Here is a 19636-nt window from a genome sequence, read left to right on the forward strand (position 1 = left end):
TTAGCCGTGAGTCCCTGGCAGATCGATTTGTGCATCCAGCAGGGCCATGAAGGCCCGCGCGGCGTTCGACAGCGTCCGTTCGGTGTGCAGGATATAGCCTAGCTGGCGACTGAGCTGTATGCCCGGCAAAGGTATGCGCGCCACCTGATCGTCGAGCATGGTGCGCGGCAGCACGCTCCAGGCCAGGCCGATGGAAACCATCATCTTGATGGTTTCCAGGTAGTTGGTGCTCATGGCGATGTTCGGCGTCAGGCCCTGGGCCTCGAACAGCTTCTGCACGATGTGGTGGGTGAAGGTGTTGCCGCCGGGGAACACCGCCGGGTGGCCGGCGATGTCCGCCAGATTGACGGCGCCGTTGCCGAGCAACGAATGCTCCGGGGCGACCACGAAATCCAGGGGGTCGTCCCACACCGGCGTGGCCTTGACCAGCGCGTGGGGCTCCGGCGCCAGGGTGATGACCGCCAGTTCCGCCCGGCCGTGGAGGATTTCCTCGTAGGCCACTTCTGAATCCAGGAACTGAATGTCCAGCGCGACCTGCGGGTAGCGGCGGGTGAATTCGCGCAGCAGCGGCGGCAGGCGGTGCAGGCCGATGTGGTGACTGGTGGCCAGGGTCAGGCGGCCGCCGACCTCGCCGGTCAGGTTAGTCAGGGCCCGGCGGGTGTCGTCCAGCACATTGAGGATCTGGTAGGCCCGCGGCAGCAGGGCCCGGCCGGCCTCGGTCAGGCCGACTTCGCGGCCCAGCCGGTCGAACAGGCGCACCTTCAATTGCTGTTCAAGGCCGGCGATGCGTTTGCTGACCGCCGGTTGCGTCAGGTGCAGGCGTTCCCCGGCGCCGGAGAAGCTGCCGGTCTCGGCGATCGCGATAAAGGCGTTGAGGTTGGCCAGGTCCATTTTAGTATTCCAGTTGGTTATTCAAAGCATAAAAAATATGAATTTGAGTTATTCAATCTAACGCCATAGGATCGGCCTCACAAGCCAAAGGGTTATCGATAAGCCCAGGGCATAGAAACAAGCTGATGAGGAAACCGTCTGATGGCCGGCAAAACGCTCTACGACAAGCTCTGGGATTCGCATTTGGTCAAGCAGCGCGACGATGGTTCGGCGCTGATCTACATCGACCGTCACATCATCCATGAAGTGACCTCGCCGCAAGCCTTCGAAGGCCTGCGTCTGGCCGGGCGCAAGCCGTGGCGCATCGATGCCAACATCGCGACCCCGGACCACAACGTACCGACCACGCCGGAGCGCAAGGGCGGCATCGCCGCCATCGCCGACCAGGTCTCGCGCCTGCAGGTCCAGACCCTCGACGACAACTGCGACGAATATGGCATCGTCGAATTCAAGATGAATGACGTGCGTCAGGGCATCGTGCATGTGATCAGCCCCGAGCAGGGCGCGACCTTGCCGGGCATGACCGTGGTCTGCGGCGACTCCCACACCTCCACCCACGGCGCGTTCGGCGCGCTGGCCCACGGCATCGGCACCTCCGAGGTCGAGCACGTGCTCGCCACCCAGTGCCTGGTCGCCAAGAAAATGAAGAACATGCTGGTGCGCGTCGACGGCCGATTGCCGTTCGGCGTGACCGCCAAGGACATCGTCCTGGCCGTGATCGGCAAGATCGGCACCGCCGGCGGCAACGGCCACGCCATCGAGTTCGCCGGCAGCGCCATCCGCGACCTGTCCATCGAAGGCCGCATGACCATCTGCAACATGTCCATCGAAGCCGGCGCCCGCGTGGGCCTGGTGGCAGCGGACGAAAAGACCGTCGAATACGTCAAAGGCCGCCCGTTCGCGCCCAAGGGCACGCAGTGGGAGCAGGCGGTCGAGGCGTGGAAGGACCTGGTGTCCGACGCCGACGCCCGTTTCGACACGGTGGTCGAGCTCGACGCCGCGCAGATCAAGCCGCAGGTCAGCTGGGGCACATCGCCGGAAATGGTGCTGGCCGTTGACCAGAACGTGCCGGACCCGGCCAAGGAAGCGGATCCTGTCAAGCGCGACTCCATCGTCCGCGCCTTGAAATACATGGGCTTGACCGCCAACCAGGCGATCACCGACATCCAGCTCGACCGCGTGTTCATTGGTTCCTGCACCAACTCGCGGATCGAAGACCTGCGCGCGGCGGCCGAGATCGCCAAGGGCCGCAAGGTGGCCTCGACCATCAAGCAGGCCATCGTGGTGCCGGGCTCGGGCCTGGTGAAGGCCCAGGCCGAAGCCGAAGGCCTGGACAAGATCTTCCTGGAGGCCGGTTTCGAATGGCGCGAGCCGGGCTGCTCGATGTGCCTGGCGATGAACCCGGACCGGCTGGAGTCCGGCGAGCACTGCGCCTCGACCTCCAACCGCAACTTCGAAGGCCGTCAGGGCGCCGGTGGCCGCACCCACCTCGTCAGCCCGGCCATGGCCGCTGCGGCGGCGGTGAACGGTCGTTTCATCGACGTTCGTGAATTGATCCAGGGAGCACAGTAACCATGAAGGCTTTCACTCAACACCAGGGACTCGTCGCGCCGCTGGACCGTGCCAACGTCGACACCGACCAGATCATCCCCAAGCAATTCCTCAAGTCGATCAAGCGCACCGGCTTCGGCCCGAACCTGTTCGACGAATGGCGCTACCTCGACGTGGGCCAGCCGTACCAGGACAACTCCAAGCGGCCGCTGAACAAGGACTTCGTGCTCAACGCCGAGCGCTACCAGGGCGCCAGCGTGCTGTTGGCCCGGGAGAACTTCGGCTGCGGCTCCAGCCGCGAGCACGCGCCATGGGCGCTGGACGAGTACGGTTTCCGCAGCATCATCGCGCCGAGCTACGCCGACATCTTCTTCAACAACAGCTTCAAGAACGGCTTGCTGCCGATCATCCTGAGCGAGGAAGAGGTCGATGAGCTGTTCAAGCAAGTCGAGGCCGAACCGGGCTACCAGCTGAAGATCGACCTGCAGGCGCAGACCGTGACCCGTCCGGACGGCAAGGTGCACCGCTTCGAGATCGACGCGTTCCGCAAGCATTGCCTGCTCAACGGTCTGGACGACATCGGCCTGACCCTGCAGGACGGCGACGCCATCGCCTCGTTCGAAGCGGCGCATCGCAAGAGCCAGCCGTGGTTGTTCCGCGACGCCTGATTTCGAACAGGGCGGATGACGCCATCGCGAGCAGGCTCGCTCCTACATTGAACCGCGTTCCCCTGTAGGAGCGAGCCTGCTCGCGATGGGGCCCAGAAGACAACACAAGGCTCACCCAAAAAGGAAGTCCACCATGAGCACCACCGCCCAGCACACCCAGGTCGTACAGAAGCAGTTCGGTGAACAGGCCGCCGCTTACCTGAGCAGCGCCGTTCACGCCCAAGGCGCCGAGTTCGCGCTGCTGCAGGCCGAACTGGTCGGGCAGGGCGGGGCGCGGGTGCTGGATCTGGGCTGCGGCGCGGGCCATGTGAGCTTTCACGTCGCCGCCCTGGCCAAAGAAGTGGTGGCCTACGACCTGTCGCAGCAGATGCTCGACGTGGTCGCGGCCGCCGCCGTCGACCGGGGCCTGGGCAACATCGTCACGGTGAACGGCGCCGCCGAGCGCCTGCCGTTCGCCGACGGCGAATTCGATTTCGTGTTCAGCCGCTATTCGGCGCACCATTGGAGCGACCTCGGGCTGGCCCTGCGCGAAGTCCGGCGGGTGCTCAAGCCCGGTGGCGTGGCGGCGTTCATCGATGTGCTGTCGCCCGGCAGTCCGCTGTTCGACACGTACCTGCAAAGCGTCGAAGTGCTGCGCGACACCAGCCATGTGCGCGACTATTCGGCCGGCGAGTGGCTGCGCCAGGTCAGCGAGGCCGGTCTGCACACCCGTAGCACCGCGCGTCAGCGCCTGCGTCTGGAATACAACAGCTGGGTCGAGCGCATGCGCACCCCTGAGGTGATGCGCGCCGCGATCCGCGAGCTGCAGCGCTCGATGGGCGACGAAGTGCGCGAATATTTTGAGATTGAGGCCGACGGTTCGTTCAGTACAGATGTACTGGTGCTGATGGCCGAACGCTGAATACATTTTTCCGGGCGCGCCGGTCAGCGGCGCACCGACTGAAGACATGAGGAAAGCATGAGCAAGCAGATTCTGATTCTCCCGGGTGACGGCATCGGTCCGGAAATCATGGCCGAGGCGGTCAAGGTGCTGGAACTGGCCAACGACAAGTACGGCCTGGGCTTCGAGCTGAGCCACGACGTGATCGGCGGCGCCGCCATCGACAAGCACGGCGTGCCGCTGGCCGACGAGACCCTGGAGCGCGCCCGTGCCGCCGACGCGGTGCTGCTGGGCGCCGTGGGCGGCCCGAAGTGGGACACCATCGAGCGTGACATCCGCCCTGAGCGCGGCCTGCTGAAGATCCGCGCGCAACTGGGCCTGTTCGGCAACCTGCGCCCGGCGATCCTCTACCCGCAACTGGCCGACGCGTCGAGCCTGAAGCCTGAGATCGTCGCCGGCCTGGACATCCTGATCGTCCGCGAGCTGACCGGCGGCATCTACTTCGGCGCTCCGCGTGGCACCCGTGAACTGGAGAACGGCGAGCGTCAGTCCTACGACACCCTGCCGTACAGCGAAAGCGAGATCCGCCGCATCGCCCGCGTCGGCTTCGACATGGCCCGCGTGCGCGGCAAGAAACTGTGCTCGGTGGACAAGGCCAACGTCCTGGCCTCCAGCCAGCTGTGGCGCGAAGTGGTCGAGCAGGTGGCCAAGGACTACCCGGACGTCGAGCTGAGCCACATGTACGTCGACAACGCCGCCATGCAGCTGGTGCGCGCACCGAAGCAGTTCGACGTGATCGTCACCGACAACATGTTCGGCGACATCCTGTCCGACGAAGCGTCGATGCTCACCGGCTCCATCGGCATGCTGCCGTCGGCCTCGCTGGACGCCAACAACAAGGGCATGTACGAGCCTTGCCACGGTTCGGCGCCGGACATCGCGGGCAAGGGCATCGCCAACCCGCTGGCGACCATCCTGTCGGTGTCGATGATGCTGCGTTACAGCTTCAATCTGCAGGACGCGGCCGATGCGATCGAGAAGGCCGTCAGCGTGGTCCTGGACCAGGGCCTGCGCACCGGCGACATCTTTTCGACCGGTTGCACTAAAGTCGGTACGCAGGAAATGGGTGACGCAGTAGTCGCCGCGCTGCGGAATCTGTAATCTCTCGGGCCCGCTGCGAAATTCAATGCGAAGCAGCGGCCCACTTTTCAATAAGGTGTAGTTGCGATGAAACGTGTAGGTCTGATCGGTTGGCGCGGCATGGTCGGTTCCGTGCTCATGCAGCGGATGCTGGAAGAGCAGGATTTCGATCTTATCGAGCCGGTGTTTTTCACCACTTCCAATGTCGGTGGCCAAGGCCCGTCCGTGGGCAAGGACATTGCTCCGCTCAAGGACGCTTACAGCATTGAAGAGCTCAAGACCCTCGACGTGATCCTGACCTGCCAGGGCGGCGACTACACCAACGAAGTCTTCCCCAAGCTGCGCGAAGCCGGCTGGCAGGGCTACTGGATCGACGCGGCGTCCAGCCTGCGGATGAACGACGACGCGGTGATCATCCTCGACCCGGTCAACCGCAAGGTCATCGACCAGCAGCTCGACGCGGGCACCAAGAACTACATCGGCGGCAACTGCACCGTCAGCCTGATGCTGATGGGCCTGGGCGGCCTGTTCGAGGCCGGCCTGGTGGAGTGGATGAGCGCCATGACCTATCAGGCGGCGTCCGGCGCCGGCGCGCAGAACATGCGTGAGCTGATCAAGCAGATGGGCGCGACCCACGCCGCCGTGGCCGACCAACTGGCCGACCCGGCCAGCGCGATTCTGGACATCGACCGCCGCGTGGCCGAAACCATGCGCAGCGAAGCCTACCCGACCGAGAACTTCGGCGTGCCGCTGGCCGGCAGCCTGATCCCTTGGATCGACAAGGAACTGCCGAACGGCCAGAGCCGCGAAGAGTGGAAGGCCCAGGCCGAGACCAACAAGATCCTGGGCCGCTTCAAGAGCCCGATCCCGGTCGACGGCATCTGCGTGCGCATCGGCGCCATGCGCTGCCACAGCCAGGCGTTGACCATCAAGCTGAACAAGGACGTGCCGATCGCCGACATCGAAGGGCTGATCAGCCAGCACAACCCTTGGGTCAAGCTGGTGCCGAACAACCGCGACATCAGCATGCAGGAGCTGAGCCCGACCAAGGTCACCGGCACCCTGAACATCCCGGTCGGCCGTCTGCGCAAGCTGAACATGGGTTCGCAGTTCGTCGGCGCGTTCACCGTCGGCGACCAACTGCTGTGGGGCGCGGCCGAGCCGCTGCGCCGCATGCTGCGGATCCTGCTGGAGCGTTGATCCGACGTTGAAACGAACGAACCCGCACCTTGCCAAAGGTGCGGGTTTTTTCTTGCCCGGCGATCAAGCGTCCGGCACGCCCTTTTCCCACACCGGCCAGTGTTCGAGGATGTCCTGCACCAACGGATTGCCCGTGCGGTAGAGGTTTTCCAGGGCCGGCGCGAAACCGCCCTGATCGGCGTACTTGAGCAGGTTGTCCACTTCGCTGCCGCCCGGGGCGGGGCGGTCGAAGTCCGAGCCGGCCCGCACCACCGCCAGGCGCTGCACGTCCACCCGGCCTTCGCGGCTGGCGCGCAGCAGGGCCTCGTAGGTGGAGTTGTCCTCCTGCTGGGTGGTGCAGTATTCGCCCTTGCCGTCGGTCAGCAACCGCGTCCAGACCTCGGCCCGCTCGCTCAGGCGAGTGCCGGAGAACCACGTGTTGCCCGCCAGCGTGTCGCATTGCGTCACCGTCGGCGGCTGGTTGGCCGGGGCCTGCGGGTACTTCAGGCGCCAGGCCGCCGACTCTTTGCTTTCGCTGAGCGCGACGTGGCGGCTCAGGGCAAAGGCCTTGGCCTGGAGCCTCGGGTTGAGCTCGAACACTTCGGTCTTGTAGTCCAGCGGCGGCTTTTCGTTGGGGCCGCGGGTGTTGATGCCCAGGTAGCCGGTCGGCCAGTCCTTGGGCGCGTCACGGGCGTCCAGCTCCCACTGGGTGCCGAACTCCACCAGGTAGTGCGCCCACGCGGCGGTGCCGAGGGTGCCGTGCTTGGGGCTGATGCCGGCGATCCCGGCGATCAGGAAGTAGCTCTTGCGCAGGTCGAACTGCGGCGACAGCGCCAAGGCCAGGGTCGAGGCGGCGGCGTTGGTCTGGCCCATGCCGGTGACCATCAGGCACACCTGCCGGGCATTGCAGCGCACCGTCGGGTACTCGGCCGACAGCCCCGGCACGCGGACTTCCTGGGTCAGGTGCAGGCGGTCGATCCAGTGCTGCGCCTCGGGTGCGAACATGGTGATCAGCACCACCTTGGGCCGCAGCGGCTCGGGCTGGGCAGGCGCAGTCGCCGCCCAGGCGGTGGAAGAGAGCAGGGCCGCAGCGGCCAGGGAAACACGCGTCATTGCCTTCATGAAAACCTCCTGTGATCAGAACTGGTAACCGATGCCGGCGTAGTAGCCCCAGCCGTTTGAGCGTGCACGGAAGTCGCCGTCGCCGAAGTTCAGCTCGCTGCCGTCCTCCCAGTTGCCGCCGTTGTGGAAGTAACGGCCCACCAGGGTGAAGCGCAGGTGGGTGAACGAGTACAGCAGCACGTTGGTCGCCACCGTGGCGTTGGCGGTGCGGGCGGGGTTGTCCTTGTGCAGGTCCGAGCCGAAGTCGAAGTTGGTGAAGCCGATGTAGGTCAGCGACGCGCCGTTGCTGAAGCGGTCGATGGGCACGATGTACTTGAGCTGCGCACGGTAGCCGTCCCACGAGTACTCGTTGCTGGCGCCGTAGTTCTCCCACTGGTAGCGGCCGTACAGGTTGGCCGACAGGTTGACCCGCGAATGGGTGTCGATGTCGGTGCCCAGGCCGCTGTAGAGCGTGTTGGCGCGGTTGGCGCTGTTGCTGCCGTGGTCGTAGATCCAGTCGAAGGCCACGTACCACTCCTTGAACGGGCCGATGGCCAGGCTGCGGCCGGCCAGATAGTCGATGGAGATGCGCGGTTCGTGCTCCATGAACACCGGCGAGCCGTGGTCCCACACGCCTTTGTCGTGGCTGTTGCCGATGTTGAAGATCTTCGGGATGTCGATGTAGCCGTACAGCTCGAACGGGCCCTTGCGGCCGAAGTACTCGTATTCCAGGTAGATGTCGTCGGCCGGACGAGGGCCGAAGCTGATGTCCTTGCTGCCGATCAGGGTCAGGTTCTGGTTGTACCAGTCCGACAGGTAGGCGCCTTTTTTCGGCGGGCTGGCTTCGGGGCTGAGGGTTTCGCCCTGGGCCGACTCTTCGCCCTGCGCAGGCTGCGCCAGAAGGCTGTCGCTGAGAAGTCCGGTAACGCCGGCCAGTAGCAGGGAAACGGCAAACGTGCGCGCGCCGCGGGCAGGGCGGCAGGAGGGAACGTGCATTCAAAGTCCTTTTTTGCGGATCCAGGCCCGGAATTCCGGGCTTGTACGGTTCTGGGTCGAAATGGCCGGGATAAACGGCCCGCAAACGTTTGCACAAGCCATACCAGTTTTCAAAGAGCCCGCAGATCTGGCATCCCAACCCGGCATCGCCGGTGCCTGATCCACCGCCATCGCTGGCAAGCCAGCTCCCACAGGTATCCTGGGTGTTTGCAGGATCTACGTTCACCACAAACCTTGTGGGAGCTGGCTTGCCAGCGATAGGGCCGGGACGGCCGACATCTCTGTTGCCTGACACGCCGCCATCGCCAGCAGGCTGGCTCCCACAGGTCTCCGGGGTGCTGGCAGGGTCTGTGCCCACCACAAAAAACCTGTGGGAGCCGGCTTGCCAGCGATGAGGCCGGGACGGCCGACATCTCTGTTGCCTGACATACCGCCATCGCCACCAGGCAGGCTCCCCAAAAAAGGCCCGAACCCCGCGCAGGCCGTGGATCTGGATCCATATTTCAAAAGCATCTAGCGCCAAAGTATTAACACCATTTGAAGAATGCCCCATCGCGGGGCATCAACTAGCGTGTGTCGGGAATGTCACGGTTTTGTGATGACCGTCGCAGTCTTGATTCGCGTGCGGAATAAGCGATGCGCCAGCACGCCCCTCAAGGAAGATTTTGGCCACGACAAGGAGTAGCCCGTGCACGCAAGGTCCGCTATCGCCCTCGTTTCGCGTTTTTCCCCACTGTCCCTTGCCGTGCACCTGAGCGTCGCCGGATTGCTGTTCGGCGGCGTCAGCCAACCGGCGCTCGCCACCTGTTCGGTGGCCGGCTCCACCGTGACCTGCACCGGCGTGCCGAGCCTGCCGCTGTTCCTCAACAACTACGCCAGCGCGGCCAACGGCCTGACGGTCAACGTCAACGCCGGCGCGCAAATGAACGCCACCCTCGGCGGCCGGGTGCTGGACCTGACCGGGGTCAACATCACCCTGAACAACTCCGGCACCCTGGACCCGGCGCTGCTGGGGCTGGTGTCGGTGCTCAGCGGCGGCGCGTTCATCGGCACCGGCGCGGCGAGCACGGTCAACGTCCTCAACAACGCCAGCGGCATCATCCGCGGCACCGGCATGTTGCTGGGCCTGAACCTGACCAGCATCGACGGCCTGGGCATCGGCGTGAACAACGCCGCCGCCGGCACCACCAGCATCACCAACAACGGCACCATCACCTCCACCGGCCTGTCGGTGGGCGGCATCAGCCTGGCCGATACCCCGGTGGTGGGCGTGTACGGCGGCTCGACGGTGAGCATGACCAACAACGGCAGCGTGCAGGGCCGGGTGGCGTTCGAGACGTCCGCCGCCGGCAACACGTTCACCAACACCGGTAGCATCACCGGCAGCGTGTCGATGGGGGCGAACAGCACCAACACCTTCACCGCGGTGACCGGTTCCAGTGTCAACGTCGGCGACGGCGTGCAGGTCACCGTCGGCCTCGGCGGGCTGATCGGGGTCAACCTGACGTTCGCCCCGACCGGGCAGATCGACGGCGGCGCCGGCGGCACCAACGCCTTGGTGCTGCAGAACACCCTCGGCGTAGGCGGCGGCACCAGCGGCAGCGGCACGGTGTCCAGCGCCACCTACGTCAACTTCAACAACCTCACCGTCAACAGCGGCACCTGGACCTTGCAGGGGCCGGTGGTCAGCGGCAGTTCGACCCTCAACGGCGGGGTGGTGCAGTTCAACAACAACGCGGCGTTCGGCAGCGGCGTATTGACCTCGAACGGTGGGATCCTCCAGGCCAGCAGCGCCGGCCTGAGCCTGGGCAACCTGATCACCCTGGGCGCCGGCGGCCTGACGGTGCAGGGCGCCAACGACCTGAGCCTGACCAGCGTGCTGTCCGGCGCCGGCGGCCTGACCAAGTCCGGCGCCGGCCAATTGAGCCTGGGGGCGGCGAACACCTTCACCGGCAACACCACGATCAACGCCGGCAGCGTGCAGGTGGGCAACGATCAGGCGTTCAGCAGCGGCACCGTCACCATCGGCGGCGCAGCGACCCTGACAGCGCCCGGCACCGTCAACCTGGCCAACGCCATCACCCTCAACAGCACCCTGACCGCCAGCGGCGCCGGGGCGCTGACCCTGAGCGGCGCGCTCACCGGCGCCAGCGGCCTGACCAAGACCGGCAGCGGCAGCCTCACCCTCAGCGGCGTCAACACCGGCTACAGCGGCACCACCACCCTGAGCGCCGGCACGTTGCGGGTCGGCAACAACAACGCCTTGGGCAGCGGCACCCTGAACGCGGCCGCCGGCACCAGCCTGGACAGCACCGCCAACGTCACCCTGAACAACAACGTCGGCCTGACCGGCAGCCTCACCGTGCTGGGCAGCAACAACCTGACCCTGGGCGGCGTGCTCTCCGGCACGGGCGGCCTCACCAAGAGCGGCGCGGCCAGCCTGACCCTGACCGGCAACAACACCCAGAGCGGCGCGACCGCCCTCAACGCCGGCACGCTGTTCGTGGGCAGCAACACCGCCCTGGGCACCGGCGCACTGAACACGGCGGCCGGCACCACACTGGACGCAACCACCGCCGTGAGCCTGGCCAACGCCGTCAACCTGGCGGCGAACCTGGTCATCGGCGGCACCCAGGCCCTGGCCCTCAACGGCGTGGTCAACGGTGCCGGCGGGCTGGTCAAGAACGGCACCGCCGCCCTGACCCTGGGCGGCAGCAACGGGTTCGCCGGCGGCACCTCGCTCAACGCCGGCACGCTGATCGTCGGCGCCAACACGGCGCTGGGCAGCGGCGGCCTGAGCACGGCGGCGGGCACCACGCTTGACGCCAACACCACGGTGTCGCTGGGCAACGCGGTCACCCTGGGCGGCAACCTGAACGTCGGCGGCAGCGCCAACCTGACCCTCGGCGGGGTGGTCGGCGGCAGCGGCGGGCTGACCAAGAACGGCGCCGCCAACCTGATCCTCAACGGCGCCAACACCTTCCTGGCCGGCACCACCCTGAGCGCCGGCACCCTGACCGTCGGCAACGCCGGCGCGCTGGGCAGCGGCGATCTGACGGTCACCGGCGCCGCGACCCTGGACAGCAGCACCAGCGTGGCACTGGCCAACAACGTGGTGCTCAACGCCGACCTGAGCATCGGCGGCAGCAACGGGCTGACCCTGGACGGCGTGGTCAGCGGCGCCAACCGGCTGATCAAGAACGGCACGGCCAACCTGACCCTCAACGGCAGCAACACCTACGGCGGCGGCACCACCCTCAACGCCGGCAGCCTGACCGTCGGCAACGGGGCGGCGCTGGGCAGCGGCGCCCTGACCGTGGGCGGGGCGAGCACCCTCAACAGCAGCGGTGCGGTCACTCTGGGCAACGCCATCACCCTCAACGCCAACCTCTCGGCCGGCGGCAGCAACGCGCTCACCCTGGGCGGCGTCATCGACGGTGCCGGCGGGCTGATCAAGACCGGCACTTCCAGCCTGACCCTGACCGGCAACAACACCTACACCGGCTCCACCTCGCTCAACGCCGGCACGCTGATCGTCGGCTCCGCCACGGCGCTGGGCGTCGGCAACCTGAACGCGGCGGCCGGCACCACGCTGGACGCCAGCACGGCCACGAGCCTGGCCAACAACGTCAGCCTGGGCGGCAACCTGACCGTCGCCGGCAGCAATGCGCTGACCCTCACCGGCACGGTGTCCGGCGTCGGCGGGCTGATCAAGAACGGCGCCGCCGACCTGATCCTCAACGGCGCCAACACCTACTTCGGCAACACCGCGCTCAACGCCGGCAAACTGATCGTCGGCAACAGCACCGCGCTGGGCAGCGGCACGCTGAACGCAGCGGCCAACACCACGCTGGACACCAACACCGCCGTCAGTCTGGGCAACGCCGTGAACGTGGCCGGCGCCCTGAACATCGGCGGCACCGCGGATCTGACCCTGGGCGGTGCGGTGAACGGCGTCGGCAGCCTGGTGAAGAACGGCACGGCCAACCTGACCCTCAACGGCACCAACGCCTACGCGGGCGGCACCACGCTGAACGCCGGCACGCTCACCGTCGGCAACAGCTCGGCGCTGGGCAGCGGCGCGTTGACCGTCGCCGGGGCCGCGACCCTGGACAACAGTTCGGCGCTGGTCAACCTGAACAACGCCGTCACCCTCAACGCCGCCCTGACCGTGGCCGGTTCGCAGAACCTGGCCCTGGGCGGCGTGATCAGCGGCACGGGCTCGCTGGTGAAGAACGGCACGGCCAACCTGACGCTCAACGGCATCAACACCTACCAGGGCGGCACCACCCTCAATGCCGGCACGCTGACCCTCGGCACCCCGGCGGCGCTGGGCAGCGGAGCGCTCACCGTCGGCGGGGCGGCGACGCTGGACAACAGCTCGGCCCTGGTGCTGGGCAACGACATCACCCTCAACGCCGGGCTGACCGTGGCCGGCAACAACAGCCTGGTGCTCAGCGGCGTGGTCAGCGGCGCCGGCGACCTCATCAAGAGCGGCCTCGACGACCTGACGCTGATGGGCAGCAACACCTTCACCGGTGCGCTGAACATCCTCGCCGGCAGTGTCTCGACCCTGAGCAGCGGCGCGCTGGGCAACACCTCGGGCGCGGCCATCAGCGCCGGGGCCAGCCTCAACCTGGGCAGCGACGCGAGCGTGGGCGGCCTGAGCGGCAGCGGCAGCGTGCAGGTCGGCGCCGGCAGCACCCTGACCGTGGGCGGGGTGAGCACCACCAGCACCTTCGACGGCGACGTCAGCGGCAGCGGCGGCCTGACCAAGGTCGGCACCGGCACCCTGAACCTCACCGGGATCAGCGGGCTGACCGGCAACACCCTGGTGAGCGGCGGCACCCTGAACCTCAGCGGCTCGCTGGCCAGCGCCCAGGTGGATGTCGGCAGCGGCGCCACCTTCACCGGCAACGGCACAGTCCTCGGCCAGCTGAACGTCGCCAACGGCGGCCACCTGGCCCTGTCTTCGGGCAACCAACTGTCGGCGAGCGGCTTGATCCTCGGCGCCAGCGGCAACCTCGACGTGGCCCTGGCCGCGCCGTCGACCACCTCGCTGATCGACGTCGGCGGCAACCTGACCCTGAACGGCAACCTCAACGTCACCGACGCCGGCGGTTTCGGCGTCGGCGTGTACCGCCTGATCAACTACACCGGCAGCCTGACGGACCTGGGCCTGGACGTGGCCAGCGTGCCGGTCGGCTTCGGCCTCGGCGACCTGGTGGTGCAGACCTCGGTCGGCAACCAGGTCAACCTGCTGGTGTCGGCGCCGAACGCCAACATCCGCTTCTGGGACGGCAGCCAGACCGTGCCCAACGGCTCGGTGGACGGCGGCAGCGGCACCTGGAACGCCGCCGGCTCCAACTGGACCAACGTCAACGGCACCCTGAACCAGACCTGGGCCGGCGATTTCGGCGTGTTCCAGGGCACGGCCGGCACCGTGACGGTGGACGGCACGCAACTGTTCACCGGCCTGCAGTTCACCACCGACGGCTACAGCCTGGTCAACGGCACGGCGGGGCAACTGACCGCCGTCAACGGCACCGGCGGCACCACGGCGGTGCGGGTCGATCCGGGCGTGACCGCGACAGTCGGCGTCGGCATCAACGGCAGCGGCATCCTCAACAAGCTCGACAGCGGCACCCTCGTCCTCAACGGCGCCAACAGCTACAGCGGCGGCACCGCGCTGGACGGCGGCAAACTGGTGGTCGGCAGCAACACCGCGCTGGGCACCGGCACGCTGACGGCGGCGACCGGCACGCAGTTGGACAGCAACGCGGCGGTCACCCTGGGCAACGCCGTGACCCTCAACGGCAACCTGACCGTGGCGGGCAGCAATGCGCTGACGCTCAACGGTGTGATCGGCGGCACCGGCGGCCTGATCAAGAACGGCGCGGCCAACCTGACCCTCGGCGGCAACAACGCCTTCCTGGGGCCGGTGGCGCTGAACGCCGGGGGGCTGATCCTGGCGTCCAACGCGGCGCTCGGTTCCGCCACCCTCAACGCGGCCGGCGGCACCACGCTGGATGCGGCCAGCGCCGTTTCGGTGAACAACGCGGTGAACCTGGCCGGCAACCTCGCCGTCACCGGCAGCAACAACCTGACGCTGGCCGGGGCCATCAACGGCGCCGGCAGCCTGACCAAGAACGGCACGGCCAACCTGACGCTGTCCGGCGCCAACGGTTTCCTCGGCGGCACCACGCTCAACGCCGGCACCCTGACCGTCGGCAGCGCCACCGCCCTGGGCCTGGGCAACCTGACCGTGGCCGGCGCTTCGAGCCTCGACAGCAGCGGCGCGTTCGCCCTGGGCAACGCGTTGGTGCTCAACGCCAACCTGACGGTGGCCGGCAGCAACAACCTGACCCTGGGCGGCGCCATCAGCGGCACGGGCGGGCTGGTGAAAAACGGCGCGGCCAACCTGACCCTCAACGGCACCGGCACCTACAGCGGCGGCACCACGCTCAACGCCGGCACCCTGACCCTCGGCACCGCCGGCGCACTGGGTTCCGGTGCGTTGACCGTGGCGGGCGCCTCGACTCTCGACAACACCTCGACACTGGTGCTGGGCAACGACGTCAACGTCAACGCCAACCTGACCGTGGCCGGCAGCAACGACCTGACCCTGGGCGGCGTGCTCGCCGGGGCCGGCACGCTGACCAAGAACGGCGCGTCCGACCTGACCCTGACCGGCGCCAACACCTTCAGCGGCACCTTCGACGTGCAGGCCGGCAGCCTCACTACCGTCGGCAACGCGGCGCTGGGCAACAACGCCGGGGTCAACCTCGCGGGCGGCAGCACCCTCAACCTCGGCGGCTCGGCGGCCATCGCCAGTCTCACCGGCAGCGGCACCGCCGACGTCGGCGCCGGCCAGTCGCTGAGCATCGGCGGCAACAACCTGAGCAGCACCTTCGACGGCCTCCTCACCGGCAGCGGCGCCCTGAACAAACTGGGCACCGGCACCCTGACCCTGAGCGGCGCCAGCACCCTGACCGGCGACACCACGGTCGGCGCCGGCACCCTGCGGGTCAACGGTTCGCTGGACAGCGCCAATGTGCAGGTCAACAGCGGCGGCACCCTGGGCGGCTCCGGCAGCCTGGCGGGCGCGGTCACCGTGGCCGACGGCGGGCACCTGGCCCTGGCCACCGGCAGCGCACTGTCGGTGGGCTCGCTGGCGCTCAGCGGCAACTCGAACCTGGATGTCGGCCTCGGCGCGCCGGTGTCCGGCGGCGGCAGCGCGCTGCTCAACGTCAACGGCAACCTGACCCTGGACGGCACCCTCAACGTCAGCGACCTGGGCGGCTTCGGCAGCGGGGTCTACCGGATCATCAACTACACCGGCGGCCTGACCGACAACGGCCTGCTGTTCGGCACCTTGCCGGGCAGCGTCACCCCGGGCGACCTGCAATTGCAGACCAGCGTCGGCAACCAGATCAACCTGCTGGTCACAGCACCAGGCGTCACCGTGCAGTTCTGGGACGGCAGCCAGTTGACCGGCAACGGCACCATCGAAGGCGGCAGCGGCACCTGGGGCAGCGGCACCACCAACTGGACCGACGTCAACGGCACCGTCAACCAGGCCTGGGGCAACAGCTTCGCGGTGTTCCAGGGCAGTGCGGGCACCGTGACGGTCAACGGCGCGCAGACCGTCACCGGCCTGCAGTTCGTCACCGACGGCTACAGCCTGCAGAACGGCACGGCGGGTTCGCTGAATCTGGTCAACGGTTCCTTGGGCAACGCCACCGTGCGGGTCGACCCGAACGCCACCGCCACCCTCGGCGTGGCGCTCAACGGCAGCGGCACCCTGGGCAAATACGACGCCGGCACCCTGGTGCTCAACGCCGCCAACGGCTACACCGGCGGCACCGCCCTCAGCGGCGGCAAACTGGTGGTGGGCAACGACGCGGCCCTCGGCACGGGCACATTGACCGCCGCAGGCGGCACGGCGCTGGACAACAACACCGCCGTCACCCTGGCCAACGCCGTGGTGCTCAACGGCGGGCTGGCCATCGCCGGCAGCAACGCCCTGACCCTCGACGGCACGGTGAGCGGCAGCGGCAGCCTGTCCAAGGCCGGCGCCGCCAGCCTGACCCTCAACGGCAACAACACCTACAGCGGCGGCACGCAACTGTCCGGCGGTTCGCTGATCCTGGGCAACAACAGCGCACTCGGCAGCGGCGCGCTCAGCGTCCTGGGCAACGCCACCCTCGACAGCGCCAGCGCACTGCAACTGGCCAACGCCATCGGCCTGGGCGCGCAGCTCACCCTGGCCGGCAACCAGAACACCAGCCTGATCGGCGCCATCAGCGGCAACGGCAGCCTGGTGAAGAACGGCAGCGGCGACCTGGTGCTCAGCGGCGCCAACAGCTACACCGGCGGCACCACGCTCAATGGCGGCAGCACCCGGGGCGACACCAGCAGCCTGCAAGGGGCCATCGTCAACAACGCGGCGTTGACCTTTGAGCAGAACAGCGACGGCACCTACACCGGCAACCTCACCGGTGCCGGCACCTTGACCAAGACCGGCACCGGCGCGCTGCTGCTGACCGGCACCAACGGCTTCACCGGCAACACCGACGTGCAGGCCGGCACGCTGCGGGTCAACGGCGTGCTCAACAGCGCCAGCGTGAATGTCGCCAGCGGGGCGAAGATCGGCGGCGGCGGGCAGTTCGGCGGCAACGTGCAACTGGCCAACGGCGCGACCCTGCTGGGCGGCGGCACGGCGACGCCGCTGTCGGTCGGATCGCTGGCGCTGTCCTCCGGCAGCGTGCTGGACTTCACCCTCGGCTCGGCCGCCAGTTCCACCACGGTGGTCAACGTCGCCGGCAACCTCACGCTGGACGGCACCCTCAACATCACCAACGCCGGCGGCTTCGGCACGGGGATCTATCAACTGTTCAGCTACGGTGGCACCCTCACCGACAACGGCCTGACCTACGGCAGCCTGCCGGTGCCGACGGGCAACCTGTCGCTGCAGACCGCCTTCGCCAACCAGATCAACCTGCTGGTGCAGGGCTCGCCGGGCGAAGTGCAGTTCTGGAACGGCGGCAAGACCAACCCCGACGGCAGCATCGGCGGCGGCAGCGGCGTGTGGGGCCCGGGCACCAACTGGACCGACCCCACCGGCACCCAGGCGCTGGGCGCCAACGGCCAGTTCGCGGTGTTCGGCGGGCAGGGCGGCACGGTCAGCGTGGTCGGCAACCAAGCCTTCACCGGCCTGCAGTTCCTGGTCGGCGGCTACAGCCTGACGCCGGGTGCCGGCGGCAGCCTGACCCCGGTCAACGGGCCGGACGGCAGCCTGGCGCCGGTGCGGGTCAATGCCGGGGGCAGCGCGGAAATCTCCGCGCCGCTGGTGGGCACCGGCGGCATCGAAAAACTCGACGCCGGCACGCTGGTGCTCAGCGGCGCCAACACCTACAGCGGTGGCACCACGGTCAGCGGCGGCACGTTGATCGGCAACAGCACCAGCCTGCAAGGCAACATCCTCGACAACGCTTCGCTGGTGTTCCAGCAGAACGTCGATGGCCAGTTCAGCGGCCGGCTCAGCGGCATCGGCGCGCTGGCCAAGCGCGGCACCGGCCGCTTGCTGCTGACCGGTGACCAGCCGTTCAGCGGCGCGGTGTCGGTGGATCAAGGCGTGCTGCAGGTCGGCAGCCGCGCGGCACGCGCCTCGCTGGCCGGGCAAGTCACCGTGGCCAACGGCGCAGCGCTGAGCGGCAACGGCAGCGTCGGCGCGATCGTGAACCATGGTGTGGTGGCTTCCGGCGGCACCGACGGCACCTTGAGCGTCACCGGCAACCTGACCAACGCCGCCGACGGCCTACTGGCGCTGACGGTCAGCTCGCCGACCGCAACGCCCCTGGCCGTCGGCGGCACCGCGACCCTCGGCGGCGGCCTGCTGGTCAACAGCCTGGCGCCGTTCTCCGGCAGCACCGTGTATTCGCTGATCACGGCGGGCGGCGGCGTCACCGGCACCTTCAGCTCGGCGGACCTGCCGCAGTACGCGTTCCTCAACACCAGCCTGGTGTACAGCGCCAATGCGGTGAACCTGGCGGTCAGCCGCAACGGCAATTCGTTCGCCGATGTGGCGGCCACCGGCAACCAGCGCAGCACGGCATCGGCCCTGTCGCGCAACGGTGCGGCGGGGGCGGCGTTGCAGAACGAGATCGTCAACCTCAGCGTGGCCGGTGCGCGCAACGCGTTCGACAGCCTGTCCGGGGAGATCCACGCCAGCACCGCCAGCGCCGTGCTGGAGGATTCGCGCTATGTGCGCGACGCGGTCAACGACCGCATGCGCCAGCCGTCGTGCAGCGCAGCGGACGATCCGCGCCGGGCCCTGGCGCCGAGCGACAACCAGTTGAGCAGCAACGGCTGCCACGGCGAGATGGTCGGCTGGATCCGCGCGCTCGGCGCGTGGGGCGAGTCGGACGGCGACAGCAACAGCGCCAAGCTCGACCGCAACCTCTCGGGCTTCCTGCTCGGCACCGACAAGCAGCTCGACGACCAGTGGCGCGCAGGCATGGCCGCCGGTTACACCCGCAGCGACCTCGACGCCCACGACCGGCGCTCGGACGCCACGGTCGAGAGCTACCACTTGGCGGCGTACCTGAGCTCGCAGTTCGATGCCCTGGCGGTGCGCCTCGGCGCGGCTTACAGCTGGCACGACATCGAAACCAAGCGCGACGTCAGCGTCGGCAACTACAACGACCGGTTGAAGGCCCATTACGACGCGCGCAGCGCCCAGGTGTTCGGCGAAGTCGGCTACACGCTTGAGGCCGCCGGCATTGCGCTGGAGCCGTTCGCCGGGCTGGCCTACGTCAACTACGACAGCGACTCGGCCAAGGAAAAGGGCGGGGTGGGGCGGCTTAAGGCCGATGCCGACCAGGACATCACCTTCTCCACCCTCGGCGTGCGCGCCGGCAAGCTGATCACCCTGGCCAATGGCGGGCAGTTCACGCCGCGGGCGGCCATCGGCTGGCGGCATGCCTTCGGCGACACCCAGCCCGACGCCGACCTGACCTTCATCGACGGCGGCGCCTCGTTCAGCACCCAGGGCGTGCCGATCGCCGAGGACAGCGCCATCGTCGAGGCCGGCGTGGACTTCCAGATCAGCCCGACCGGCAAACTGGGGATCGGCTACTCCGGGCAACTGTCCGGCGACGGCAACGACCATGCGATGACCATCAGCTTCAGCCTAGGCTTCTGACTTTCATGGCCGGAGCGCTTCAGC

At 67.8% G+C, this 19636-nt stretch carries 9 protein-coding genes; 6 read left to right on the forward strand and 3 right to left on the reverse strand.

The genetic code is table 11. The features are described 5' to 3' along the window. Window positions 1-891, reverse strand: a complete 891-nt coding sequence (locus CAG31_RS07680) for a LysR family transcriptional regulator (RefSeq protein ID WP_085579547.1) — start codon at window positions 889-891, stop codon at window positions 1-3. Between the two features lie 141 nt (window positions 892-1032). Here CAG31_RS07680 and leuC point away from each other — a divergent pair, with 141 nt between their 5' ends. The 5 genes from leuC to asd all read left to right on the forward strand — a co-directional run bounded on the left by leuC (window position 1033) and on the right by asd (window position 6330). Beyond that, on the forward strand, window positions 1033-2463 hold the full coding sequence (leuC, locus tag CAG31_RS07685; RefSeq protein ID WP_085579549.1) for a 3-isopropylmalate dehydratase large subunit: 1431 nt from the start codon (window positions 1033-1035) through the stop codon (window positions 2461-2463). A gap of 2 nt (window positions 2464-2465) precedes the next feature. After that, window positions 2466-3110, forward strand: a complete 645-nt coding sequence (leuD, locus tag CAG31_RS07690) for a 3-isopropylmalate dehydratase small subunit (protein WP_085579551.1) — start codon at window positions 2466-2468, stop codon at window positions 3108-3110. 133 nt (window positions 3111-3243) lie between these two features. Beyond that, window positions 3244-4011, forward strand: a complete 768-nt coding sequence (locus CAG31_RS07695; RefSeq protein WP_085579553.1) for a class I SAM-dependent methyltransferase — start codon at window positions 3244-3246, stop codon at window positions 4009-4011. A gap of 57 nt (window positions 4012-4068) precedes the next feature. Then, window positions 4069-5151, forward strand: a complete 1083-nt coding sequence (gene leuB, locus CAG31_RS07700) for a 3-isopropylmalate dehydrogenase (protein ID WP_085579555.1) — start codon at window positions 4069-4071, stop codon at window positions 5149-5151. Between the two features lie 66 nt (window positions 5152-5217). Continuing rightward, window positions 5218-6330: an aspartate-semialdehyde dehydrogenase gene (gene asd, locus CAG31_RS07705; RefSeq protein WP_085579557.1), complete on the forward strand. Its 1113-nt coding sequence runs from the start codon at window positions 5218-5220 to the stop codon at window positions 6328-6330. A gap of 63 nt (window positions 6331-6393) precedes the next feature. Here asd and CAG31_RS07710 read toward each other — a convergent pair whose 3' ends face one another. Further along, on the reverse strand, window positions 6394-7431 hold the full coding sequence (locus CAG31_RS07710; protein ID WP_085579559.1) for a purine nucleoside permease: 1038 nt from the start codon (window positions 7429-7431) through the stop codon (window positions 6394-6396). A 15-nt stretch (window positions 7432-7446) separates the two neighbouring features. Beyond that, complete coding sequence (locus CAG31_RS07715) at window positions 7447-8406, reverse strand: nucleoside-specific channel-forming protein Tsx (RefSeq protein ID WP_085579561.1); 960 nt, start codon at window positions 8404-8406, stop codon at window positions 7447-7449. A 688-nt stretch (window positions 8407-9094) separates the two neighbouring features. Between CAG31_RS07715 and CAG31_RS07720 the strand changes: the two genes are divergently transcribed. Next, on the forward strand, window positions 9095-19612 hold the full coding sequence (locus CAG31_RS07720) for an autotransporter-associated beta strand repeat-containing protein (protein ID WP_085579564.1): 10518 nt from the start codon (window positions 9095-9097) through the stop codon (window positions 19610-19612). The last annotated feature ends 24 nt before the right edge of the window (window positions 19613-19636 follow it).

This window comes from Pseudomonas sp. R25(2017), from assembly GCF_002112565.1.
GTDB classification, from domain to species: Bacteria; Pseudomonadota; Gammaproteobacteria; order Pseudomonadales; family Pseudomonadaceae; genus Aquipseudomonas; species Aquipseudomonas ekonensis.